The organism is Sinorhizobium fredii USDA 257, assembly GCF_000265205.3.
Classification (GTDB): Bacteria; Pseudomonadota; Alphaproteobacteria; order Rhizobiales; family Rhizobiaceae; genus Sinorhizobium; species Sinorhizobium fredii_B.
Genome location: NC_018000.1, coordinates 5,370,901 through 5,395,733, shown reverse-complemented (window position 1 = coordinate 5,395,733; position 24,833 = coordinate 5,370,901). Strand labels below are relative to the sequence as shown.

Annotated in this window: 19 protein-coding genes and 1 pseudogene; 15 read left to right on the top strand and 5 right to left on the bottom strand. The window is 63.1% G+C overall.

Going from position 1 to position 24,833, the window contains the following annotated elements:
* Positions 1-33: 33 nt before the first annotated feature.
* The 10 genes and pseudogenes from tolB (at position 34) to serA (ending at position 13,480) form a co-directional block, all read left to right on the top strand.
* Positions 34-1,341: a Tol-Pal system beta propeller repeat protein TolB gene (gene tolB, locus USDA257_RS25360; RefSeq protein WP_086018026.1), complete on the top strand. Its 1,308-nt coding sequence runs from the start codon at positions 34-36 to the stop codon at positions 1,339-1,341.
* Between the two features lie 282 nt (positions 1,342-1,623).
* Positions 1,624-2,154: a peptidoglycan-associated lipoprotein Pal gene (gene pal / locus USDA257_RS25355; RefSeq protein WP_014765838.1), complete on the top strand. Its 531-nt coding sequence runs from the start codon at positions 1,624-1,626 to the stop codon at positions 2,152-2,154.
* Positions 2,155-2,346: 192 nt separating this feature from the next.
* Positions 2,347-3,369 carry a tol-pal system protein YbgF gene (gene ybgF, locus USDA257_RS25350; protein ID WP_014765837.1) on the top strand — a complete coding sequence of 341 codons (1,023 nt, stop codon included), beginning with the start codon at positions 2,347-2,349 and terminating at the stop codon, positions 3,367-3,369.
* Positions 3,370-3,379: 10 nt separating this feature from the next.
* Complete coding sequence (gene tilS / locus USDA257_RS25345) at positions 3,380-4,717, top strand: tRNA lysidine(34) synthetase TilS (RefSeq protein WP_014765836.1); 1,338 nt, start codon at positions 3,380-3,382, stop codon at positions 4,715-4,717.
* Between the two features lie 99 nt (positions 4,718-4,816).
* Positions 4,817-6,753, top strand: a pseudogene (gene ftsH / locus USDA257_RS25340) (ATP-dependent zinc metalloprotease FtsH).
* 376 nt (positions 6,754-7,129) lie between these two features.
* Entirely contained in the window at positions 7,130-8,482 is a 1,353-nt protein-coding gene (gene glmM / locus USDA257_RS25335; protein WP_014765834.1) for a phosphoglucosamine mutase, read from the top strand.
* A 206-nt stretch (positions 8,483-8,688) separates the two neighbouring features.
* Positions 8,689-9,453: an outer membrane protein gene (locus tag USDA257_RS25330; protein ID WP_014765833.1), complete on the top strand. Its 765-nt coding sequence runs from the start codon at positions 8,689-8,691 to the stop codon at positions 9,451-9,453.
* A 178-nt stretch (positions 9,454-9,631) separates the two neighbouring features.
* Positions 9,632-10,468, top strand: coding sequence for an outer membrane protein (locus USDA257_RS25325; protein ID WP_014765832.1), 837 nt, complete (start codon positions 9,632-9,634; stop codon positions 10,466-10,468).
* A 159-nt stretch (positions 10,469-10,627) separates the two neighbouring features.
* Positions 10,628-11,806: a phosphoserine transaminase gene (locus USDA257_RS25320; protein WP_014765831.1), complete on the top strand. Its 1,179-nt coding sequence runs from the start codon at positions 10,628-10,630 to the stop codon at positions 11,804-11,806.
* A 78-nt stretch (positions 11,807-11,884) separates the two neighbouring features.
* Positions 11,885-13,480 carry a phosphoglycerate dehydrogenase gene (gene serA, locus USDA257_RS25315; protein ID WP_014765830.1) on the top strand — a complete coding sequence of 532 codons (1,596 nt, stop codon included), beginning with the start codon at positions 11,885-11,887 and terminating at the stop codon, positions 13,478-13,480.
* Positions 13,481-13,582: 102 nt separating this feature from the next.
* Here the strand turns inward: serA and USDA257_RS25310 are convergent, their stop codons facing one another.
* Positions 13,583-14,473, bottom strand: a complete 891-nt coding sequence (locus USDA257_RS25310; RefSeq protein ID WP_041415613.1) for a DMT family transporter — start codon at positions 14,471-14,473, stop codon at positions 13,583-13,585.
* Between the two features lie 208 nt (positions 14,474-14,681).
* Between USDA257_RS25310 and USDA257_RS25305 the strand changes: the two genes are divergently transcribed.
* Both USDA257_RS25305 and USDA257_RS25300 read left to right on the top strand, forming a co-directional pair.
* Positions 14,682-15,980, top strand: coding sequence for an adenylosuccinate synthase (locus USDA257_RS25305; protein ID WP_014765828.1), 1,299 nt, complete (start codon positions 14,682-14,684; stop codon positions 15,978-15,980).
* Between the two features lie 62 nt (positions 15,981-16,042).
* Positions 16,043-18,403, top strand: a complete 2,361-nt coding sequence (locus tag USDA257_RS25300) for a membrane protein (RefSeq protein ID WP_014765827.1) — start codon at positions 16,043-16,045, stop codon at positions 18,401-18,403.
* An 84-nt stretch (positions 18,404-18,487) separates the two neighbouring features.
* On the opposite strand, the gene rpoH is transcribed toward USDA257_RS25300, so the two are convergent.
* Entirely contained in the window at positions 18,488-19,393 is a 906-nt protein-coding gene (rpoH, locus tag USDA257_RS25295) for an RNA polymerase sigma factor RpoH (protein WP_014765826.1), read from the bottom strand.
* Between the two features lie 205 nt (positions 19,394-19,598).
* Positions 19,599-20,627, bottom strand: coding sequence for an RluA family pseudouridine synthase (locus USDA257_RS25290; RefSeq protein ID WP_014765825.1), 1,029 nt, complete (start codon positions 20,625-20,627; stop codon positions 19,599-19,601).
* A 29-nt stretch (positions 20,628-20,656) separates the two neighbouring features.
* On the opposite strand from USDA257_RS25290, the gene USDA257_RS25285 reads away from it, so the two are divergent.
* On the top strand, positions 20,657-21,040 hold the full coding sequence (locus tag USDA257_RS25285) for a hypothetical protein (protein ID WP_014765824.1): 384 nt from the start codon (positions 20,657-20,659) through the stop codon (positions 21,038-21,040).
* A 4-nt stretch (positions 21,041-21,044) separates the two neighbouring features.
* Positions 21,045-21,875 (top strand): TrmH family RNA methyltransferase, encoded by an 831-nt coding sequence (locus USDA257_RS25280; RefSeq protein ID WP_014765823.1) that lies wholly within the window; start codon positions 21,045-21,047, stop codon positions 21,873-21,875.
* Between the two features lie 17 nt (positions 21,876-21,892).
* On the opposite strand, the gene USDA257_RS25275 is transcribed toward USDA257_RS25280, so the two are convergent.
* The gene (locus tag USDA257_RS25275) at positions 21,893-23,041 is read right to left on the bottom strand and encodes a hypothetical protein (protein WP_014765822.1); all 1,149 of its coding nucleotides are present in this window, start codon (positions 23,039-23,041) and stop codon (positions 21,893-21,895) included.
* A gap of 157 nt (positions 23,042-23,198) precedes the next feature.
* Positions 23,199-23,792, bottom strand: coding sequence for a DUF1134 domain-containing protein (locus USDA257_RS25270; protein ID WP_048657517.1), 594 nt, complete (start codon positions 23,790-23,792; stop codon positions 23,199-23,201).
* Positions 23,793-24,102: 310 nt separating this feature from the next.
* Here USDA257_RS25270 and chpT point away from each other — a divergent pair, with 310 nt between their 5' ends.
* On the top strand, positions 24,103-24,747 hold the full coding sequence (gene chpT, locus USDA257_RS25265) for a histidine phosphotransferase ChpT (RefSeq protein WP_041414660.1): 645 nt from the start codon (positions 24,103-24,105) through the stop codon (positions 24,745-24,747).
* Positions 24,748-24,833: the final 86 nt, after the last annotated feature.

The following is a 24,833-nucleotide window of genomic DNA, read 5'->3' as shown; positions in this document are numbered from 1 at the left end:
CCGGCCCAGAAAGATGAAAGGCTGAAAGGCTTTATGGAAATGCTGAGACGCAATTTTTTCCGTCTTTTCACGCTGGTGTTCGTAGGCGCGCTCTTTGCCGCGCCGGCAAACGCGGTTGTGGAGATCAATATCAACAAAGGCAACGTCGAGCCGCTGCCGGTCGCGATCACGGATTTCCTGCAGGGCGAGCTCGGCCAGAAGATTTCCGACGTGGTTGCCGCCGATCTCAAGCGCTCCGGGCTTTTCGCGCCGATCGACAAGGGGGCCTTCATCGAGAAAATTTCCAATCCGGATGCCGCTCCGCGCTTCGAGGACTGGAAGGTCATCAACGCGCAGGCGCTCGTCACCGGCCGCGTCACGCAGGAAGGCGACGGCCGGCTGAAGGCGGAGTTCCGCCTGTGGGACACCTTCGCCGGACAGCAGATGCTCGGCCAGCAGTTCTACACCCAGCCGGAAAACTGGCGTCGCGTCGCCCATATCATCGCCGACGCGATCTATGAGCGAATTACCGGCGAGAAAGGCTATTTCGATACGCGCATCGTCTATGTCGCCGAAAGCGGACCGAAGAATGCTCGCAAGCGTCAGCTCGCGATCATGGACCAGGACGGCTTCAACGCCCGGGCGCTGACCAATTCGAACGACATCGTGCTGACGCCGCGCTTCTCGCCGAACCGTCAGGAAATCACCTACATGTCCTTCGAGAACCAGCAGCCGCGCGTCTACTTGTTGCAGCTCGAAACCGGACAGCGCGAAGTGGTCGGCAATTTCCCGGGCATGACCTTTGCGCCGCGCTTCTCGCCGGACGGGCAGCGGGTGATCATGAGCCTGCAGCAGGAAGGCAACGCCAACATCTATACGATGGACCTGCGCTCGCGCACGACGACGCGGCTGACCAACACCAATGCGATCGACACCTCGCCCTCCTATTCGCCGGACGGCAGCCGGGTGGTCTTCGAGAGCGACCGCGGCGGCAAGCAGCAGCTCTACGTCATGGGTGCCGACGGTTCCGGCCAGACGCGCATTTCCTTTGGCGACGGGTCCTACTCGACGCCGGTCTGGTCCCCGCGCGGCGACCTGATCGCCTTCACCAAGCAGTCGGGCGGCAAATTCTCGATCGGCGTGATGAAGCCGGACGGCTCCGGCGAGCGCATTCTGACCACCGGCTTCCACAACGAGGGCCCGACCTGGGCGCCGAACGGCCGCGTCCTGATGTTCTTCCGCCAGAACGCCGGTGCCGGCGGGCCCCAGCTCTACTCGATCGACCTGACGGGCTACAACGAACAGCTCGTCCAGACCCAGGGCTTCGCCTCGGATCCGGCCTGGTCGCCGCTGATGGAGTAGCGCGAGATCGTGATGCAGGCGATCTTCCGCCTGCATCACGCTCACCAACTGGAATTCATCACCTCACGGGTCGTATCCACCCAAAACCATCGTGATCGAGTGTCCACAGGTATGGGTGCAAATGTGGCGAACGTGCCGCTTTCTCGCCGCAAAGTGCTGTTGTAGCAGGCGCTCCGATGCAGATTGTCGATTTGTTAACCATACCTGTTGAAAAGCAATTAACCGCTTCCGGTTACAGTCTGGCAACCGTGAATTCAGACACTTCTCAAGGAGACCCGGCCCATGAGCCGAATTGACACCCCGGCAGCAAGCCGCATGCAGACCATTGCCCGCAATCCCGTCATGCTCGCCCTTTTCATGACACTTGCCGTTGCCGGCTGTGCTTCCAAGAAGAACCTGCCGAACGACGCCGCCGGCCTCGGTCTCGGCGCAGGCGCCGCGACGCCGGGCTCGCAGCAGGACTTCACCGTCAATGTCGGCGACCGCATCTTCTTCGATACCGACTCGAGCTCCATCCGTGCCGACGCCCAGGCGACGCTCGACCGCCAGGCCCAGTGGCTGGCAAAGTATCCGAACTACGCGATTACCGTCGAAGGCCACGCCGACGAGCGCGGTACGCGCGAATACAACCTGGCGCTCGGTGCCCGCCGCGCCGCTGCCACGCGCGAGTATCTCACCAGCCGCGGCGTTCCGGCGAACCGCATGCGGACGATCTCCTACGGCAAGGAAAAGCCGGTCGCCGTCTGCGACGACATTTCCTGCTGGTCGCAGAACCGCCGCGCCGTCACCGTTCTCGGCGGCGCCGGAAGCTAACAGTCGAGCCATTTGAGATGAATTTGGAAGGGCGGCCGCAGGCCGCCCTTTCTTTTTTACCACACTTTGGCCGAACTCCGTTGCTTTTTCACAGCAATTGGAAAACTGTGCGGCACTCGCCTTAGGGAATCGTCGGATGTACTGCGGAGCGCGATCCGGGGCGGGCACAATCTATCGAACAGGACAAATGAGATGAAGAAATTTGTCGTGGCAGGGCTGATTGGTCTTGCGGCCCTTGCGGGCCTCGGCCAAACGGCCAGTGCCATGCCGCTCTCGGGGCTGCTGGCCCGCGCGACCCATGCCGATGCCGCCAGCAAGAGCGATCTGCCGGTGGTGAAGGTGCAATCGGCCGAAGTCGGCAGGATTGGCCAACTTGAGGAACAGATCCGCTCGCTCAACGGGCGTATCGAGGAAATGAGCTTCCAGCTTTTGCAGATGCAGGAGCAGATCCGGAAGTTCCAGGAGGACAACGAGTTCCGCTTCCAGGATCTTGAAAGCGGCAAGTCCTCCTCCAAGAAAAGCGGCGCACTTGAAACGCCGAAGTCCAGCGATCAGGCGTCCGTCACCCCCGAGGTGACGGATAGCCCGACGACTGCTCCGGCGGACGGCACGAACATGGCCGGCGCCGATCCGAACGCAACGGGCGCGGCACCGCCCCCAAGCACGCTCGGCCAGATCATCTTCGACGAAAACGGCAACCCGGTATCGGCGACCACAGAGACACGGCCCGGCGACAACGCCACGCTTCCCGGTGTGGATACGGGGATCGCCGGTCAAGGCGATGCCGGCCTCAACGCCAATCCCGGAAGCGAGCAGCAGACGGCTGCGCTCAGCAATCCGGGCGATCTTTACCAATCCGCCTATGGCCATGTTCTCTCTGGCGACTACGGAATGGCCGAGCAGGAGTTCCGCGATTATCTCGACGCCTTTCCGGAGGGCGACAAGGCGGCCGACGCAAGCTTCTGGATGGGCGAGGCACAGTATTCCCAAGGTAAGTTCAGCGAGTCCGCCAAGACCTTTCTGAACGCGCATCAGACCTATGGCAAATCGCCCAAGGCGCCCGAGATGCTGCTCAAGCTCGGCATGTCGCTCGGGGCTCTCGACAACAAGGAAACCGCCTGCGCCACCTTGCGCGAGGTGAACAAGCGATACCCCAAGGCATCGGCCGCGGTAAAGACGAAGGTGACGAGCGAGCAGAGCCGCTTTGGCTGCTGAGGCCTACCCGATGCCAGACGCCGTCATCGCTGCGGCAAGACGTTTTCTCAGTTCCTTTATCAAGCCGAGCCGAATTCTCGTCGCGATTTCCGGTGGCAGCGATTCCAAGGGGCTTCTCGTAGCGCTGCATGCGGCGCTCGAAGCAACCGAATTCAACGGGTTCTCGCTTGTCGCCTGCACGGTCGATCACGCCTTGAGGCCGCAGTCCGCCGATGAGGCCGTGGCCGTCGGGGCTTTTTGCGCCGGGCTCGGCATTCCCCACCGCATCTGTCGCTGGCAGGGCGACAAACCGCTCGCCGGCATTCAGGCGGCGGCCCGCCGCAGCCGCTACGGCTTGCTGGCCGATGCAGCGGCCTTTTTCGGTGCCGATTGCATAGTCACCGGGCACACGCGCGATGATCAGAACGAGACGATCACCATGCGCGGCGCTCGCGGCCAGGGGCAAGGGCAAGGCAGTGCAGGGATGGCGGCGGCGATGCTCTACGGACGCCGTATCTGGGTCTTGCGCCCATTCCTCTATGTAGGACGGGCCGACATACGCGCCTTCCTGGAGGCTCGCGGCATCGGCTGGCTTGACGATCCGAGCAATGAAAATCCCGTGTTCGAGCGCGTCCGGGTGCGCGCCAGCCTCGCAGTGTCGGGCTTTGCGCCGGCCTCTAAGCGTGGCGGGTCGCAACGTGCCTCCTCCTCTATAAGGGCGGCTACCTTGTTGGCGGAGCATCTGCGCGTTCACGCGTGTCTCGTCGCCGAGATCGCAGCGCCGCAGGCTGGACGGATGGACGATCCCGATTGGCGCCGCGCCTTGCTGACCGTCGGCGCGGTCATCGGCGGCCGTGAACATCTGCCCGGTCGCGCAACGATCCAGCGCCTGGCAGGCTTTCTGCAATCGGGTGAGGCAGGGCGCATGACGGCAGGGCGCGTGGTCTTCGACCGGCGCCGAGGCGGCCTTTATCTCTATCGGGAGGCACGCAATCTACCGGCTCTGAGGATAGGAGCAAGGGAGAGCGGCACATGGGATGGCCGTTTCACCGTGACGAGCGCCGGCCAAGCGGTGACGGTCAGTGCGGAGGCTGAGGGCGGAGCGTGGAGGCAGAGGCTTATTGCCGCAGGCCTGCCCCAGGGAGTTGCCAAGAGGGCGTCGCTGGTGGCACCGCGTATCGCCCCAGCGGATATCGGCAGCCTCGGCTACGAGGCCGCAGAGGCTAAGCTCGAGTGCCGGATCGGCCCATATGACACCTTTTTGCCGGGTTTCGACAGGATCATGGCGGACACGATCGCGCTGTTGTTCGGGCGCGACAGATACCCCGCGCCGCCGGTTGATGATGTTTTGACAGAAATGGCAGGGTAACCGGCGGTTTTCCTTGGCAAGGCGTTGCCGGAACCCTATGTTAAGGAACAGAAAGCGGCCCGGCGAAAGCTCGGGCTGTCACAGGTTCCGGGGAGTTCGATGAACCCTAATTTTCGAAATTTTGCCCTGTGGGCAATTATAGCGCTTCTTCTGATCGCGCTATTCAGCATGTTCCAGCAGCCGACCGAGCGGACGGGTTCGCGTGAAATTCCCTTCTCGCAATTCCTGAAGGACGTCGATGCCAGCCGCGTCAAGGAAGTTGTAATTACGGGCTCCAAGGTGATCGGCACCTATGTCGAGAGCGGTGCGACGTTCCAGACCTATGCTCCCGCCGTCGACACGGCCTTGACCGAGCGGCTCGAGGCGAAGGACGTGACGGTGACGGTACGTCCGGAAACCGACGGTTCTTCGGGCTTCCTGAGCTATATCGGTACCCTGTTGCCGATGCTTCTGATCCTCGGCGTCTGGCTGTTCTTCATGCGCCAGATGCAAGGTGGCTCGCGCGGCGCGATGGGCTTCGGCAAGTCTAAGGCCAAGCTTTTGACGGAGGCGCACGGCCGTGTGACCTTCGACGATGTCGCCGGCGTCGACGAGGCCAAGCAGGACCTCGAGGAAATCGTCGAATTTCTGCGTGATCCGCAGAAGTTCCAGCGGCTCGGTGGCCGTATCCCACGCGGCGTGCTGCTGGTCGGCCCCCCGGAACCGGCAAGACGCTGCTTGCCCGCTCGGTTGCGGGTGAAGCGAACGTGCCCTTCTTCACCATCTCGGGTTCCGACTTCGTCGAAATGTTCGTCGGTGTCGGTGCCTCGCGCGTCCGCGACATGTTCGAGCAGGCGAAGAAGAATGCGCCCTGCATCATCTTCATCGACGAAATCGACGCGGTCGGCCGTCATCGCGGCGCCGGTCTCGGCGGCGGCAATGACGAGCGCGAGCAGACGCTGAACCAGTTGCTCGTCGAGATGGACGGCTTCGAGGCGAATGAAGGCATCATCCTGATCGCCGCGACGAACCGCCCCGACGTCTTGGATCCGGCGCTCCTGCGCCCGGGCCGTTTCGACCGCCAGGTCGTCGTGCCCAATCCGGACATCAACGGCCGCGAGCGCATCCTCAAAGTGCATGTCCGCAACGTGCCGCTGGCGCCGAATGTCGATCTCAAGGTTCTGGCGCGCGGCACGCCGGGCTTCTCGGGCGCCGATCTGATGAACCTCGTCAACGAGGCGGCGCTGATGGCGGCGCGCCGCAACAAGCGCCTCGTCACGATGCAGGAGTTCGAGGACGCCAAGGACAAGATCATGATGGGTGCGGAGCGTCGCTCCTCCGCCATGACCGAGGCCGAAAAGAAGCTGACCGCCTATCACGAAGCCGGTCACGCGATCGTGGCACTCAACGTTCCTTCGGCCGATCCGCTGCACAAGGCGACCATCATTCCGCGCGGTCGCGCGCTTGGCATGGTGATGCAATTGCCGGAAGGCGACCGCTACTCGATGAGCTACAAGTGGATGATCTCGCGCCTTGGGATCATGATGGGCGGGCGTGTCGCCGAGGAACTGACCTTTGGCAAGGAGAACATCACCTCCGGCGCATCGTCCGATATCGAGCAGGCGACGAAGCTGGCGCGGGCGATGGTGACGCAATGGGGCTTTTCCGATCAGCTCGGCCAGGTCGCCTATGGCGAGAACCAGCAGGAAGTCTTCCTCGGTCATTCGGTCGCGCAGCAGAAGAATGTTTCCGAAGCCACCGCGCAGAAGATCGACAACGAGATCCGCCGCCTGATCGACGACGCCTATGAAGCGGCACGCAGCATCCTGACGGAAAAGCACCACGAGTTCGTGGCGCTCGCCGAGGGCCTGTTGGAATACGAGACGTTGACCGGCGACGAGATCAAGGCGCTGATCCGCGGCGAGAAGCCCGCCCGCGACCTTGGCGACGACACGCCGCCGCATCGCGGTTCGGCAGTGCCATCGGCCGGCACGAAGAAGGAAGTCGGCAACAAGGGTGACGAACCTGAAGGCGGGTTCGAACCGCAGCCGCAATAGTTGCAGCCGGTGGGAAACAGGCTATGTCATCAGAGCCGCCGCTTCCGGAAGGAGCGGCGGCTTTTTGCCGGCTTCGGGTCAGCGACCGTTGCGAGCGCGCTTGGTAACGCGCTGTAATGAATTCTGATGATAGTGTTGCTGCAGTTTGTTGTGCATTTGTGCCAAAGATGGCGTAAAGCCGCTCGATTTTCCGATTTGATCGGAAGGGCGTTCAATAAAAAGTTGGAGCGAGGGGCGGAAGCGCGATCGCGTTTCCAATCCCGCCTTGGATAAGGCCTGCCGGCGAGGTCCCGGGGACATGAAAAACAGTCGTGGAACACGCAACCGGACACGGCCCTCAAAAGAGATCCTGCCGAAGCAGGACGATGGAGTTCTTATGAAGCGCAAGTATTTTGGCACCGACGGTATTCGCGGCCAATCCAATATTTTTCCGATGACGGCGGATCTCGCCATGCGTGTCGGCGTTGCGGTCGGAACCATTTTCCGCAATGGCGCGCACCGTCACCGCGTGGTGATCGGCAAGGACACGCGTCTTTCGGGCTATATGCTTGAAAATGCCATGGTTGCCGGCTTCACCGCGGCCGGTCTCGACGTCTTCCTGCTCGGCCCGATCCCGACACCGGGTGTCGCCATGCTGACGCGGTCGCTCCGCGCCGACATCGGCGTGATGATCTCCGCCTCGCACAATCCTTTCCGCGATAACGGCATCAAGCTGTTCGGGCCGGACGGCTACAAGCTCTCCGACGACATCGAACAAAAGATCGAGGACCTCATCGACCAGGACATGTCCGGGCAGCTTGCCAAGCCGGAGGATATCGGTCGTGCCAAGCGCGTCGACGGCGACATCTACCGCTATATCGAGCAGGCGAAGCGCACACTCCCGCGCGACGTCACCCTGAAGGGCCTGAGGATCGCCATCGATTGCGCGAACGGTGCCGCCTACAAGGTCGCTCCCTTAGCGCTTTGGGAACTCGGCGCCGAAGTCGTGTCGATCGGCACCGAGCCGAACGGCGTCAACATCAACCTCGAATGCGGATCGACCCACCCCGAGGCTTTGCAGAAAAAGGTGCACGAGGTGAGGGCGGACATCGGTATCGCGCTCGACGGCGACGCCGACCGGGTGTTGATCGTCGACGAAAAGGGCACGGTGATCGATGGCGATCAGTTGATGGCGGTGATCGCTGACAGCTGGGCGGCCGACGGCATGCTGCAGGGCGGCGGTATCGCCGCCACCGTGATGTCGAACCTCGGGCTCGAGCGCTACCTCCAGGCGCGCCGGCTCAAGCTCCACCGCACCAAGGTCGGAGACCGCTATGTGGTCGAGCAGATGCGGCAGGACGGCCTGAATGTCGGTGGCGAGCAGTCCGGCCACATCGTCCTTTCCGATTTCGGAACGACGGGCGATGGCCTCGTCGCGGCGCTGCAGATTCTCGCCGTCGTCAAACGGCAGGGAAGGGCGGTTAGCGAGGTATGTCAGCGCTTCGAGCCGGTGCCGCAGATACTGAAGAATGTCCGCGTGTCGACCGGCAAGCCGCTGGAACACGAGGCGGTACGCCAGGCAATCGCCGATGCCGAAGCAGAGCTCGCCAAGGGCGGCCGGCTTCTGATCCGTCCTTCCGGTACCGAGCCGCTGATCCGCGTGATGGCGGAAGGCGACGACCGCAGCAAGGTCGAGCGCATCGTCGACGAACTGGTCAGCGTGATCGGCAGCGTGCGCAACGCCGCATAGACTTTTAGGTCAATCAGTCCGTATAGCGAGGCCGGCATCACTGCCGGCCTCTCTCTATGTGGCGTACCCAAGACCGCTGATTCTTAAGAAACGAAGTAAATTTCTATACTTAATCCAATATTAACCGCGGCATGCGAGTTTTAACGCGACAGAATTGGTGTCTGCCTGGTGAATACCGGCAGAAAATAATGTTCGCGGAGCATGTTATGAAGAAGTCTCTGATTGTGGTTGTGGCCGCATGGCTGGGCGGCACGCCTGCGCTGGCGGCCGACCTTTACGTCGAAGATCCGGTGGTTCCGGCTGCCGTCGTGCCTGGCGGCTTGTACCTGCGTGGTCATCTCGGCATGAGTAACCAGCGCCTCGGCAGCATGGACCACGAGTTGTTCGACGCGGTCGCCGTTCATGAATTTCTGGACGATGGTGATTTCGACAGCGCGCCGCTCGCCGGCGTCGGTATCGGCTATCAATTCAACGAGTGGCTGCGCCTCGACGGTATCGTCGAATATCGTGGCAAGGCGGATTTCACCGCCCTCGACCGCTATGACGGCGACGGCGACGGCGTGTGGGACGGCACCAACGACTATGACGGCGCCAAGTCGGAATGGCTGTTGATGGCCAACGCCTATGTCGACATTGGCGATTGGTATGGCGTCAAGCCCTATGTCGGCGCCGGTATCGGCGCATCGCGCAACACGATCTCGGGCTTCCGCGACATCAATGTACCGACTCAGAGCGTCGCCTATGCCGACGAAGACCCGACTTGGAACTTTGCCTGGGCCCTGCATGCCGGCGTCGCCTATCAGGCGACCGAGCGCCTGGCGATCGATTTCGGCTACAGCTATGTCGACCTCGGCGACGCGAAGACCGGCAACATCCGCACCTATGACGGTGCTACCGTCAATGCGCCGATGCATTTCAAGGACATCACGTCGCATGACTTCAAGCTCGGCATGCGCTACGCGCTGCAATGACGAATGTTCCACCAAGCGCATTTCCCAAGGGCCGCATTTCTGCGGCCCTTTCTGTATGGAGGGCAGCGCAATCGGTTAACAAACATGCTTAACCGCTGGTTAACTTGTGTCTGCCAATAGTTAACGCCAGTAGGCGAGCTGTCACGGCTCATTCTGACGATTGGCGGGCGGACGGGACATGAACTGGCGGAACGGGATTTGCGGCATCGTCTTGGGCATTGGCCTAATGGCCCCCGCCGCGGCACGGGCCGCGGACGAGGATCTGCTCGACGCACCGGAGATCAAGATCTCCACCGAGGCTGATAAGGGCGGTCGCGTCTATCTGCGCGGCGACATCGGTTATTCAGGCTGGCTCGACGAAGGCGATCCCTTCTACCGCAACTTTGACGGCGGCACGGGCGGCTACAGCAATGTACCGTTCGACAGCGCCCGCTTCGACAAGCCGCTCTCCGGCACGATTGGTGTCGGTTATCGGTTCAGCGACGTCTTCCGCGCCGATCTGACAGCCGAATATTTCGAGGGTCGTTTCGACGGCTCGTCACTCTCGGCAAATCCCTGCGCGGGCGAGGGGGCCGGCACCTCCTGCGCTCTCTCCCACAGCGCCAATTTTTCCGCTCTCGGGCTGATGGCGAACGGCTATGTCGATCTGGCCACCCTCGCCGGATTCACGCCTTATGTCGGCGCCGGCATCGGCGCCACCCATATCGATTGGAAGACCGTTCGCGAAAGCTCGACTTGTGTCGCGGGTGGCAGCGCCTGTTCCGGGGCGGCGGGCGGAACCTCCTATGGGGGCCGTGACAGCTGGCGGTTCACCTATGCTGTGATGGCGGGCGTCTCCTACGATGTTACCGACCGGTTGAAGTTCGAGATCGGCTATCGCTATTCCCGCATCGCCGACGGCGGCATGTTCAGCTTTGGCGCGGAGGCCCTTGCCGGTGCAAATGGCAGCAAGGGCTATGATGATGGCCTCTCCCGTCACGAAATCCGCGCCGGCTTGCGGTTCGCCCTTTGGTGAGCGGCTTGCCGGGTTTCGATCGCCCTGCGGGATCTTCTCGAAACGCCAAAAATCTTTTCAAACGCGACGCAAGTCGCTTGACATCCTCTCCGCTCCACAATATTTCCGACGGCGGGACACCCCTCCCCAACGAGGGGCTTCTATCTGAGAGGATAGCATATGACGAAGCTTGCCAAGCCGGCCGTGCGCCCGGCAAATACCCATTTTTCTTCTGGTCCTTGCGCCAAGCGTCCCGGCTGGACGCTCGAGGCTCTCTCCGATGCAGCGCTTGGTCGTTCGCACCGCGCCAAGCTCGGCAAGACGAAGCTCAAGCAAGCCATTGACCTTACCCGCGAAGTTCTCGAAGTGCCGGCCGACTACCGTATCGGTATCGTGCCCGCTTCCGACACCGGCGCCGTCGAGATGGCGCTGTGGTCGCTGCTCGGCGCGCGTGGCGTCGACATGCTGGCCTGGGAGAGCTTTGGCGCCGGCTGGGTGACCGACGTGGTCAAGCAGCTGAAGCTTACCGATGTCCGCCGCCTCGAAGCCGGCTATGGCGAACTGCCGGATCTCTCCAAGGTCGATTTCGACCGCGACGTCGTCTTCACCTGGAACGGCACGACCTCGGGCGTACGCGTTCCGAACGCCGACTTCATCCCGGCGGACCGCCAGGGGCTGACGATCTGCGACGCGACCTCGGCCGCTTTCGCCCAGGAACTCGATTTCACCAAGCTCGACGTCGTTACCTTCTCCTGGCAGAAGGTTCTGGGCGGCGAGGGTGCGCATGGCGTCCTCATTCTTTCGCCACGTGCAGTCGAACGGCTGCTGACCCATGCACCGGCGTGGCCGCTGCCGAAGATCTTCCGCCTGACCAGCGGCGGCAAGCTGATCGAAGGCATCTTTTCGGGCGAGACGATCAACACGCCATCGATGCTCTGCGTCGAAGACTATATCGACGCGCTGCTTTGGGCGAAGTCGGTCGGCGGCCTTAAGGGGCTGATCGCGCGGGCAGACGCCAACGCCGACGCAATCCATCGGTTCGTCGACGCAAATGCGTGGATTGCCAACCTGGCGATCAAGACAGAGACCCGCTCCAACACCTCGGTCTGCCTCAAGATCGTCGACAAGGACGTGTCGGCTCTCGATGCCGACGGCCAGGCCGCGTTCGCGAAGGGCGTCGTCGCTCTGCTCGAAAGGGAAGGCGTCGCCTTTGACGTCGGTCATTATCGTGATGCGCCCTCCGGCCTTCGTATCTGGGCCGGCGCGACGATCGAGACAGCCGACATGGAAGCGCTGATGCCGTGGCTGAACTGGGCATTCGAGACCCAGAAGGCGACGCTTTCGCAGGCAGCCGCCTGATCCGATGCGACTGCTTCGCTCTGCTTGAGGGCGAAGCCCCTCCCAATTCCGTTTAGACCCTGTTCCAAGGAGGCCTTCATGGCACCTCGCGTTCTCGTATCCGACGAACTGTCGGAAACCGCCGTCCAGATCTTCCGCGACCGCGGCGTCGAAGTCGATTTCCAGCCGAAGCTCGGCAAGGACAAGGAAAAGCTCGCCGAGATCATCGGCAATTACGACGGTCTCGCCATCCGTTCCGCCACCAAGGTGACGGAAAAGCTGATCGCCGAAGCCACCAATCTCAAGGTCGTCGGCCGCGCCGGCATCGGTGTCGACAATGTCGACATCCCGGCTGCCTCGCGCCGCGGCATCATCGTCATGAACACGCCGTTCGGCAACTCGATCACTACGGCCGAGCATGCGATCGCGCTGATGTTTGCGGTGGCCCGTCAGCTTCCCGCCGCCGACAATTCCACGCAGGCCGGCAAGTGGGAAAAGTCGAAGTTCATGGGTGTCGAGATCACCGGCAAGGTGCTCGGCGTTATCGGTGCGGGCAATATCGGCTCGATCGTCTGCGCCCGTGCGATCGGCCTCAAGATGCACGTCGTCGCCTTTGATCCGTTCCTGTCGAAGGAGCGGGCGGAGGAAATGGGCGTCGTCAAGGTCGAGTTGGACGAACTGCTCGCGCAAGCGGACTTCATCACCCTGCACGTGCCGCTGACCGACAAGACGCGCAGCATCCTGAGCGCAGACGCGATCGCCAAGACCAAGCCGGGCGTGCGCATCATCAACTGCGCCCGCGGCGGCCTTGTCGATGAAAAGGCGCTCGCCGATGCGCTGAAGTCCGGCCACGTCGCCGGTGCGGGCTTCGACGTCTTCGAGGTGGAACCGGCCACCGAGAGCCCGCTTTTCGGCCTGCCCAATGTCGTCTGCACGCCGCATCTCGGCGCCTCGACAACCGAGGCGCAGGAGAACGTGGCGCTGCAGGTTGCCGAGCAGATGGCGGACTACCTCGTCAAGGGCGCCGTCAGCAACGCCATCAACATGCCGTCGATCACCGCCGAGGAGGCGCCGATCCTGAAGCCATTCATCCGGCTTGCCGACGTTCTCGGTGCCTTTGTCGGGCAGGCGACGGAGAGCGCCATCAAGGAGATCGAGATCCTCTACGACGGCTCGACCGCGGCGATGAATACCAAGGCGCTGACAAGCGCCGTGCTCGCCGGCCTGATCCGCCCGCAGGTGGCCGACGTCAACATGGTTTCGGCGCCGATCATGATCAAGGAAAAGGGCATCATCCTCTCCGAGGTCAAGCGCGACAAGACGGGGGTCTTCGACGGCTACATCAAGCTGACGGTGAAGACCGCGAACCAGACCCGCTCTGTCGCCGGTACGGTCTTCTCCGACGGCAAGCCGCGCTTCATCCAGATCAAGGGCATCAACCTCGACGCGGATGTCGGCAGCCACATGGTCTACCTCACCAACACCGACGTTCCCGGCATGATCGGGTTCATTGGCACGACGCTCGGTGACGCCGGCGTCAACATCGCCAACTTCCAGCTCGGCCGCGAAAAGCAGGGCGGCGACGCGATCGCGCTGCTCTATGTGGATGGCCCGGTTTCCGAGACCGTGCTCGACAAGCTGCGTGCGCACCCGGCGGTACGCCAAGCGAAGCCGCTGGTGTTCAACGTCGATTAAGGGGCACGTTGCTGTCAGTCTGAAATGAAACGCGAACGCGCCGGCCCACTCCGGCGCGTTTCTCTTTGAGCGCTAACGCTGTTTCCGCGATATCGTGTGCTGTCAGTGCGGCAGCTTAGGGCGCCCCCTTTCGGCGATCGCGATGCCGCCGAGGACGAGCAGCAATGCCACCAGGTGGAAAGGGTGGAACGTCTCGCCGACGAGCAGGACGGAGAGCAAAGTTCCGTAGACCGGGATCGCATTGATGAACAGGCCGGCGCGATTGGCGCCGATCATTTCGACACCACGCACATAGAGAACCTGAGACATCAACGACGGAAAAATCGCGGCATAGAGAACGATCGCCCAGCCGGTGGCGTCCGGCACGATCGCGCTGTCTTTCCAGGCTTCCCAGATGAGCAACGGGATAGAGCTCAGGAGCGCCCCGAAAGCCGGCGCGGCGATGAAGCTCTGCCAATGCATCGTCGGCTTCCAGCGCAAGGTGACCGTATAGACCGCATAAACGATGCAGGCGAGAATCATCAGCCCGTCGCCGAAATTGAACTGCAGCCGCATCAAGCTGGTGAGGTCGCCGTGGGCGGCGGTGATGAGCACGCCGATCAGAGTCACGGTGAAGCCGACGATCTGCGCGATCGAAGCCTTCGTCCGGAAGAAGGCGAAATTGAACAGAAAGATCAGCATTGGAATGCCGGCCTGCAGGATAACGGCGTTGATAGCGCTCGTATATTTCACCGCCGAATAGAGGAAGGCATTGAACATCGTGAAGCCGACGGCGCCATAGGCAATCAACTGCAGCCAGTGGTGGCGGATCTTGTCCCAGTCGCGGCGGATCTGCGGCGTCATCAGAGCAAGAATGACGATGACGGCGACCAGCCAGCGCAGCGTCGTCAACATCATCGGGCTGACGTGCCCGACGGCCATCTTGCCGGCAACCGAATTACCGCCCCAGAAAAGCGCGGTGATGGCGAGATAGAAATAGGCTCTGGAATTCACGGTGCTGCGATCCGCATTGGGAAGGTAGGATGGATTGCCGAACCGGCGGGAGAGTGTCCAGGTATAGGCGCTAACGCCATAGCTTGTCATGCAAAAAGGGCCCGTCCTCGGGCATAACGGGGTCGCTTTCCGAAAGACAACACAGTATAGATGCGCGGGTTTGAGAACAGCGCAACATCCTCGTGCGCGCGTGAACAGGAAGAGAATTATGACGAACGTCGTGGTGGTCGGATCCCAATGGGGTGACGAAGGCAAAGGCAAGATCGTGGATTGGCTCTCGGAGCGCGCCGATATCGTCGTACGCTTCCAGGGTGGCCACAATGCCGGCCATACCCTGGTGATCGACGGTGTCAGCTACAAGCTGTCGCTGCTTCCCTCCGGCGTCGTGCGCCCCGGCAAGCTTGCCGTCATCGGCAATGGCGTCGTCATCGATCCGCATGCGCTCATCGCGGAAATCGACAAGCTCGGCAATCAGGGCGTCAAGATCACGCCCGACAACCTGCGCATTGCCGACAATGCCACGCTCATCCTGTCGCTGCATCGCGAGCTCGACGGTTTCCGCGAGGACGCCGCCTCGAACAGCGGCACAAAGATCGGCACGACGCGCCGCGGCATCGGCCCGGCCTATGAGGACAAGGTCGGCCGCCGCGCCATCCGCGTCATGGATCTCGGCGACCTTGACACGCTGCCGGCCAAGGTCGACCGGCTGCTGACGCACCATAACGCGCTGCGCCGCGGTCTGGGCGAGGCGGAAATCAGCCACCAGGCGATCATGGACGAACTCTCCTCCGTCGCCGCACGCGTGCTGCCGTTCATGGACACGGTCTGGCTGCTGCTCGACAAGGAGCGCCGCAAGGGCGCGCGCATCCTGTTCGAGGGCGCGCAGGGCACGCTTCTCGACATCGACCACGGCACCTATCCCTTCGTCACCTCGTCGAACACGGTTGCCGGGCAAGCGGCCGCCGGTTCCGGCATGGGACCGGGCTCGCTCGGCTATATTCTCGGGATCACCAAGGCCTATACGACCCGCGTCGGCGAAGGGCCGTTTCCGACCGAACTCAATGACAAGGTCGGCCAGTTCCTCGGCGAGCGCGGTCACGAATTCGGAACGGTCACGGGTCGCAAGCGCCGTTGCGGCTGGTTCGATGCCGCCCTGGTGCGCCAGTCGGTCGCCGCCAACGGCATCACCGGCATCGCGCTGACCAAGCTCGACGTGCTCGATGGCCTCGAGGAGCTGAAGATCTGCGTCGGCTATACTCTGGATGGACAGCAGATCGATCATCTTCCCGCAAGTCAGGCACAGCAAGCTTCGGTAAAGCCAGTCTACATTACACTTGAAGGCTGGAAGGAATCGACAGTCGGAGCCCGCAGCTGGGCTGAACTTCCGGCACAGGCGATCAAGTACGTTCGCCAGGTCGAGGAACTGATCGGCGCGCCGGTCGCGCTTCTTTCGACGAGCCCGGAGCGCGACGACACAATACTTGTGACCGACCCTTTTGAGGACTAGTGTCGGCGCAAGGAAGCCGCGCCGCATTGCGGCTGCATGACTAGGATTTGAGAAAGCATCTGATGGCGGATTTTGTTGCAGTTATTCGCAGGACCGTTGACGGCCTGTCGGAAAACACACCCGAAATGCGGGGCAGGGTCTACGAGAAGGCACGCAGTGCGGTGCGCCGCCAACTCGAGAACATGACCCCGCGGCCATCGGACGACATGATCAACCGGCAGCTGAACAAGCTGGAACTGGCAATTTCCGAGGTCGAAAGCGAGCACGCAGAGGCTTTGCCGGCAGTCGAAGAGACCGAAGCGCTCGAGAAGACCGACGTGCTCGAGCCGGATGCCGTCGAAGCGCCCGCCGAAGAGGAGCCTGCCGTTCCAGTTTCGGCAGAGCCGAAGCCGGTACCGGTGCCGGCCGAGCCTGAGCAGGCCGCAGCCGGGCCTGAGCAGGTCGCAGCCGAGCCTGAGCAGGTCGCAGCCGGGGAACACATCGAGGAAGCGGCGCCGGAAGCCCAGCAACTCTTCGAAGAACCGGCTCCGGCCGACGACGTCTCTTCGGTCGCCGAGCATGAGGCGCCGGATCACCGGGAAGCCGAGCCTGCCCACGAGGCCGCCTCGGCCGAGCAATATCAGGAGCCGCCCGCGGTAAGCGAAGAGCCGGAGGCCGTCCCGACCGAGCCGCAGTGGGGCGCGCCGGCAGAGGAGCAGCCGGCCGCCGAGGAAGTCGAAACCTGGCAGCAGGCGCCCGCCGGAGAGGCGAGCGCGCCAGAGGCCGAGGCCGAGGAATTTGATCGCGGCGAGCCCAGGGCCGAGCCGGAACCCGTGGAATCGGTGAGCCCAGAAGAACCGGGGGCACCGCAAGAACCGGTGAGCGAAGAAGCTCCGCCGACTGAGGCAGCGCCGGCGAAACAGGATTCCTCCGAATGGGCGCTGCCGGAGTGGGAAGATGCACCGCCTGTTGCAGGGCCTAGCGAGGAGCCGCCGGCGCCAGAGGTGCCCCGCGACGAAGCAGCCGAGCCGGAGCGGCTCGGCATGCATCCGGTCGAGCCAGAGACAAGCCAACCCGCCCACCGGGCCGGCGAGGCGGAGACGGCGCAGGCCTGGTCCTTCGACGACAGCGATCCCTTCGCCGCGCCAACCGAGGCCAAGAAGGACAAGCCGGCCGAACCGGACGTCTCGGAATGGGCCTGGCCCGTAGAGAAGGCGCCGGCCGCTTCGAACGAAGAGGACCGCGCGGGCACGGCGTGGGATCATATCGACGACCTGCTCAGCCTCGAGGAGGCCGGCCGGAAGGCGAACGGCGCGGCCGCGGCCGCCAAGGAGGAGGACGGCAGCGATGTGGCGCCGGTGGCGGCGTCCCCGCGCCCTGCCTCCTACCGCGTTTCCCCCAAGCCGTCCCGATTCGGTATAAAGAGCCTGGCAATTGGCGCGGTGATTCTGCTTCTCCTCGGCGGTGGCGGCTTTGCCTATTGGGTAAACAGGGAAGCGGGCAATGCCTGGCTCTCTGCCATGCTCGCGAAAATCATCCCCGCCGGCCCCGAGACTCAAACGCCGCCAACCGGCGAGGGCGAGCCCGCCGTGCAGCCGGGCGAACAGTCCGGAACGCAGGAGGGTACGGCGCTGCCGGAGGACAAATCGAGCAAGTTTACGCAGCGTCTGCTTGCCGATGGATCCGAACGCGACGAGGGTCCTTCGGGCGCGAACGAAACCGAAATATCGCAGGAGGGCAAGTCGGTCGCCCCTCAGACGGAGGCCGGCCAACCGCCGAGCGCCGCGACGGGAGGCCAGCAGGCGGCCGCCCAGACCCCTCCGGCTGCACCCAACCAGGACGGCGGAGCGCCCCAAACCGAGGTATCCATCGCCGACGGCGAGAAGATGTTCCTCTATGAGGAGCGGCTTGGCCAATCCTCGCCCACGGCCGTCCCCGGCGCCGTCGCCTGGTCCATCAAGGAGGAATCGCCCGGTGGCGACGCCAAGCCCGAGCCGGCGATCCAGGCCCAGATCACCGTGCCCGACCGTGCGTTGACGGCGCTGATGACGATCAAGCGCAATGTTGATCCCTCACTGCCGGCAAGTCATGTGATCGAATTCGTCTTCTCGCTGCCCGAAAACTTCGAGGGCGGCAGCATCGAGGGCGTCCAGCGTGTTTCGATGAAGCGCACGGAGCAGGATCGCGGCGACCCGCTCATCGCCGTACCGGCGAAGATCACCGACGACTTTCATATGATCGCGCTCAACGACTTCGCGGAAGCCGTCGGCAACAACACCGAGCTGCTGCGCAGCCGCAGCTGGATCGACATCCCGATCACCTATCGCAACGGACGGCGCGCCCTGCTCACCCTCGAGAAAGGGGCAAGCGGCATCGAGGCATTCAACAAGGCCATGCAGGCCTGGAGTTCACTCGGCAGCGCGGCGGCGGCGAGCGGCCAGTAGAGCAGGGATATGGAGACGAAACAAAAGCCCCGGCTGGAGGCGTCCAGCCGGGGCTTTTGTTCGTTCTTGACGGGGAGAAGCCGATCAGGCGCCCTCGACAACCCGTAGGGCGTTGGCGCGCTCGAGAGCCGCCTTGCGGACCGCTTCCTGCACCTTCTCGAAGGCGCGGACCTCGATCTGGCGGACACGCTCGCGGCTGATGTCGAACTCGGTCGAGAGATCTTCGAGCGTCACCGGTTCTTCGGTCAGCCGGCGCGCCTCGAAAATACGGCGCTCGCGATCGTTCAAGACCTTCATGGCGCTGGCGAGCAGCGCGCGGCGGCTGTCGAGCTCGTCCTGCTCGATCAGGATTTCCTCCTGATTGTCGTGCTCGTCGACGAGCCAATCCTGCCACTGTCCGGAGTCGCCTTCGCTGGCCTTGATCGGCGCGTTGAGTGACGCGTCGCCGGACAGGCGCCGATTCATGGAAACGACCTCGTCCTCGCTGACCTTGAGGGTAGTGGCGATTTCCTTCACCTGCTCCGGCTTGAGGTCGCCTTCGTCGAGAGCCTGGATTCGGCCCTTGAGCCGCCGAAGATTGAAGAACAGGCGCTTCTGGTTGGCGGTCGTGCCCATTTTCACCAGCGACCACGAGCGCAGGATGTACTCCTGAATGGCCGCCTTGATCCACCACATCGCATAGGTCGCCAGGCGGAAGCCGCGATCGGGCTCGAATTTCTTGACAGCCTGCATCAGGCCGACATTGCCTTCCGACATGACTTCGCCGATCGGCAGGCCGTAGCCGCGGTAACCCATGGCGATCTTGGCAACGAGGCGCAGATGGCTCGTCACCAGCTTGTGAGCGGCGCTGCGGTCGTCATGCTCCTGATACCGCTTGGCGAGCATGTACTCTTCCTGCGGCTCGAGCATCGGAAATTTGCGGATTTCGTCGAGGTAACGGTTGAGACCGCCCTCTCCAGCGGCAATGGACGGCAACGTGTTGCGGGCCATGAAGCACCCCCTTTGTGGATCTCCGGCCTCCGGACGGCAGGCCGGGCGTGGGTCTTCGTCTAGACCCCACGAGGCTAGAAGATAAGTACGGCGAAAGCATGATTCAAGGAGTCCGGTTTCACGCTATCGTGAGACCGGAGGAAAGGAGGTTTCCTATTGAAGCGCCCTTAAGATCGGAATTCTTCGCAACAATTTCAAGACCCTGTCACGCTTCGGCGCGAAGCGCGGCGACCAGTTCCTGTATGTCCACGGGCATGGGTGCTTCGAAATGCATCGTGTCACCGCTGGACGGATGCTCGAACTGTAGCATGAAGGCATGCAGCGCCTGCCGGGAGAAGCGGTTGACCACGCTCTTGGCGGCTTCCGGCAGCAGATTCGCCTTGGTCCGGAAAGCGGCGCCATAGTCGGGATCGCCGATCAGCGGATGGCCGATATGGGCCATATGGACGCGGATCTGGTGCGTCCGGCCGGTCTCCAGGTGGCATTCGACGGTGGAAGCGAGGCAGGTGCCGTCCGGCTTCTCGTGGTAGCGTTCGACCACCTCGTAATGGGTGATCGCCTCGCGCGCGTCATCGCTTTCCTCGCGCTTGACGGCTCGTTTCGTCCGGTCGCCGGCCCGACCGAGCGCCGCATTGATCGTACCTTTCAACTGCCAGGGACGCCCCCAGACGACCGCCTGGTAGGCGCGTTCCAAGGGTCCGGTCCGGCCGTGATCGGCAAACTGGTCGGAGAGGTGCCGATGGGCGGTATCGTTCTTCGCTACGACCATGACGCCGCTCGTTTCCTTGTCCAGCCGGTGGACGATGCCGGGTCGCCTGACGCCACCGATGCCGGAAAGACTGTCGCCGCAATGGTGAATGAGGGCGTTGACGAGCGTTCCCGTCCAGTTGCCGGCACCCGGGTGGACGACGAGACCGGCCGGTTTCACCAGCACGATCAGATCATCATCCTCGTAAAGAACGTCGAGCGGGATATCCTCGCCCTTCGGCTCGGGGTCCTCGGGGGCGGGCAAGACAATCTCGAAGCTGTCGCCCGGGTGAACCTTTTTCTTCGGCTCGAGCACTGTCGCTCCATTGATCGAAACGGCTCCCTGCTCGATCAGCGCCTTGATGCGATTGCGCGAAAATTCGCCCGAGAGCGCCTCCGTCAGAAAGGCGTCCAGCCGCCCGGCGGCATTCTCGTCGGCCCTCAGGACTTTCCTATTGCCGGTTGCTTGTTTAAAGGGATCGTTCATTCCGTTTCAATTCCGATAGAAAGCCAGCCATGACTGCGATCGAGACCGATGAACAGGAAGACAAGCCGCTTGACCCGGCGATGGAGAATGTCCGCCGCAAGATGGTGCGCCTGCAGCTCGTTTCGGCCGGCGTGATGCTGATCATGCTTATGGCCGTCCTCGGGGCGATTGTCTATAAGCTGACGCGCAGCGACGGCGCTGCGGAGGCGGCGTTGTCGGCAGTCAGCGTGCCTGGCGAAGCACCGCTGACCGCGATTGCGGCGCTGCCGGCCGACTTCTCCGTGACTGATGTGGCGCTTTCCGGTTCGCAACTGCTGTTCTATGGCAGCCTGCCGGGCGCCGAACCACGGGCGATTGTCTTCGACATCAGAGCAGGGCGCATCGTCGCGGATGTCACCGTCAGGACGCAGTGACGCGATGGCTGCCGTAGCGCCGATCCGCATCGAGGACCCGACGGACCCCCGCATCGCTGCGTTCATGTCGATCAAGGAGCGGGATCTGACCGGTCGGCAGAGCGGCTTCATCGCCGAAGGGACGGTCGTCCTGCGCATGCTGGCGGCCGCGCACCGCTCAGGGCGCGGCATCACCGCCGAGGCAATCCTGCTGCTCGAAAATCGGATCGCCGGCCTCGCAGAGCTGCTGGCGCAATTCCCCGCCGATGTGCCGGTCTTCGTGGCCGATGCCCGGGTGTTCGACGCAATCGCCGGCTTCAACATGCATCGCGGCGTTCTGGCGCTCGGGCGATCCGATGCGATGCCCGGCCGCGATGCCCTCATAGCTGCCCTTCCTGCCGCGAGCCTGGTACTTGCTGCCTGTGGCATATCGAACCACGACAATATGGGGTCGCTCTTTCGCAATGCAGCCGCCTTCGGCGTCGACGCGGTGCTGATGGACGCCTCAAGCTGCGACCCGATGTACCGCAAGTCGATCCGGGTCTCCGTCGGATCGGTGTTGACGCTGCCATTCGTGCGCGAGGGAACCGCTGCCGAACTGATCGAAGGGCTTCAGGGGGCAGGCTTCGCGATATGGGGACTTTCGCCGCGCGGCGAGATCGACATCACCGCAATTCCGCCGGCGCCGCGCACCACATTGCTGGTGGGCACGGAAGGCGAGGGGCTGCCGCAGGCGATCCTTTCTGCGGTCCGCACCGCGCGAATCCGCCAACGTCCGGGCCTCGACAGCCTAAACGTGGCGATGGCCGCCGGCATCGCGCTTCATCAGGTCGCCGGCGCCAACGGTCGCATCTGAAGCGGGCTCGTTCGCCGTCATTCGGGCGGCAGCATTTCCTTGGCTCGTCTCGCCAAGCTCTTGCGGGTTCCCGTGCTTCCCGTCTCCTCACGGGCGAGAAGCGCGTGGATCGGCGAGGACGAGCCTTCCCGCATTGCCGTGAGCGCCACCATGCCGGCGGCAATCTCCGCCACCTCCTCGCGCAGCGCCTCATCATGGGTGGGGGATTTCGAATTGACAAGACGCTCCGTGAGCGCCGTCGCGCGGTTGCGCAGATCGTCCGAGAGGCTGGTCACGTCGGGGGCCGGCGAGGCTCCATCCGCTTCGCCCTCAGCACCCATTGTCGCGATCTCGTGCTGTTCCGCTCGCTTCGACAGCTTGGCGCCCGCCGCTCTCGCCGCTTCGCGAATTTCCTGGTTGGCGGCCTTCACCCGAGTTTTCAGCCGCTCAATTTCTTCCGCCCGCCGCTCAAGCGCGCTCTCGCGGTCGGCATTGGCGGCCGTTTCGCGGGCGAGCTTGGTTTCGAGCTGCCGTATGCGGTTCTCTTCGCGTCCCAGCCGCAGCTCCATTTCGCGAGCCCGGGCGTTTTCAGACTTGAGATCGGCACGCAGCGCCTCGCGCTCGTCGCGCAGCCCCGCGGCCCGGCCCTTCAAATGTTCGATCTGCGTTTCGCGCGCGGCAAGGTCGATGCGCAGATTGTCGAGCTCGGCCGCCTGTTTGTCGATCTGGCTGTTCAAGGCGCGGATTGTCTCGTTCTTGGCGCCGGTGTCACGTTGCAGGTTATCGTATGACGCCCTGAGTTCGGCGATCCGCAGCTCGAGCTGGCGGACGGTCGAGCGCATGTCGGCGGCCTCGACATTCATGTCGGCAAGCTGCCTGTGGAGATCGGTGTTTTCGCCGGCCAGGCGCCGCGCCTCGTTGAGCGCCCTTTCGTTTTCCAGCATCAGCGCCACGCCTTTGTCGCGTTCGCGGCGGAGCGTCTGCGACATCTTTGCGTTCTCAACGGCATAGGTGGCGCGCGCGGCGTCCCTTTGGGCGCGAACCTCCTGGGGGCTCAGCGGCATCGTCGCTTTCAGGCGATCCTCGGCGAAGCGGACGATGCGCCTTTGAATGGCCGGCGCGACAAGAAGGCCGATGATGGCCGCCGTCAAGAAGCCCAGGGCAAAGAGGAGCGCATATTCAATCACGTGCTGGCCGTTTCAGTCTGGACCGGATCCGATGATCCATGCGGTGGCGGTTGTTTCCTTCTCCTGCAGTAAACACGACAGCTCGAAAGCTGCAACAATTACTGCAGGATTGGACGCCCTTCGCTGATTCCAGAGGTTCGCATGCGGCCTTTTGGTGTCAGAAGGGGTTCCAGGTCGGCTGCTGCGTCAGCTTGAGATAGCCGACATTGAGGCCGAGCCTTGCGCCGATGCCGGTGCGGATCGGCACGACGACGACGTGCTCGTCAGTCAGCACCGTCATGCCGACGCCGGCGACGACATAGGCAGAGCCGGAGACGCCGCCGAAGCGCTTGTAAAGGGCCGGGACGCTCGGCAGATTATAGACGAGCATCATCGCCCGGCTGCCTTGGCCGCCCCAATCGAGCCCAAGGGACGGGCCCTGCCAGAAGACACTGTGCTGGCCGACATTCTTTGTGTGGAGCTCGCCCTCGCCATAGGTGAGGCCGGCGATGAAGGCACCGGAGCCTTCCTGGCCGAGGATATAGCCGTTCGGCAGGCCGTAGCGCTCGAAGGCGCGCTCCACGACTTTCGCAAGGCCGCCCGAGGTCTCGCCGAAGAAGCCGTGGCCGGCGTCGACGATCTCCTGCATCGTGTACTGGCTTCCATTCGGAGATTGGGCATGCGCGGCGGACATCACGGCGCTGCCTATGAGCAGCATCGTGGTCAGAATGGCGCGGACGGCCATTGCGGTTGCCTTCATGATCGGCTGCATCGTTTCCTCCGTCAGGCGCGAATGCGGCTCGCGGCCGGCCGTCATGACCAGCTCATGCATCGTTTGCGCGGGCCAGCGCGGGTCTCGAACGCGTGCACCCAATCCGCTTTCCGTGATTCCACTCGAAATCCGAGGGGTGCCCTGACAATTTGAACCGATCCTCTTAACAATCGGTTTACCAAATGTGATGTCATTATGGCCTATTGATCGGCGCGGGTTGCATGGATATGCCGGGCACGGGCGAAAAGCGTCGTCGGACGTGGCATCGCGCCCCGTGTTGTTATTCGATGGAACGGAACAGGAAAGAATGATGGCAAAGAATCCGAACCTGACGTTGACGGGACACGATCTGGCGGCGCTGCTCTGCAGTCGGGTTTGTCACGACATCATCTCGCCGGTCGGGGCCATCAACAACGGCCTCGAACTCTTGGACGAGGGCGGCGCCGACGCCGATGCGATGGACCTGATCCGCACCAGCGCGCTCAATGCCTCGGTGCGGCTGAAATTCGCGCGGCTTGCCTTCGGCGCCTCCGGCTCGGTCGGCGCCTCGATCGACACCGGCGAAGCGGAGAAGGCCGCCAAGGACTTCGCCGCGGCGGAAAAGAAGACGGAGGTCAACTGGAGCGGGCCGCGGGCGATCATCGCCAAGAACCGGGTCAAGCTGCTGCTGAACCTGTTCCTCATCGCTTACGGTGCGATCCCGCGCGGCGGCTCGATCGACATCACCCTAGAGAACCCGGAGTACGACGCGATCTTTACCCTTGTCGCCAAGGGGCGGATGATGCGCGTCCCGCCGAAGCTGGTCGAGCTCCTTTCCGGCACCCCGGAGGAAGCGGTCGACGCCCATTCCATCCAGCCCTATTACACGGTGCTGCTCGCCGAGGAGGCCGGCATGGCCATCGACGTGGCCTCGACCGGCGAGGCGATCGTCTTCACCGCACGAACCGGAGCCTGATCCAGGCGCTGTCAATCACCCGGTGGCATGAAAAGTGGTCTCCATCCGTCGACGCGGTGGAGACCTTTCGCTTTTTCGGATGCCGG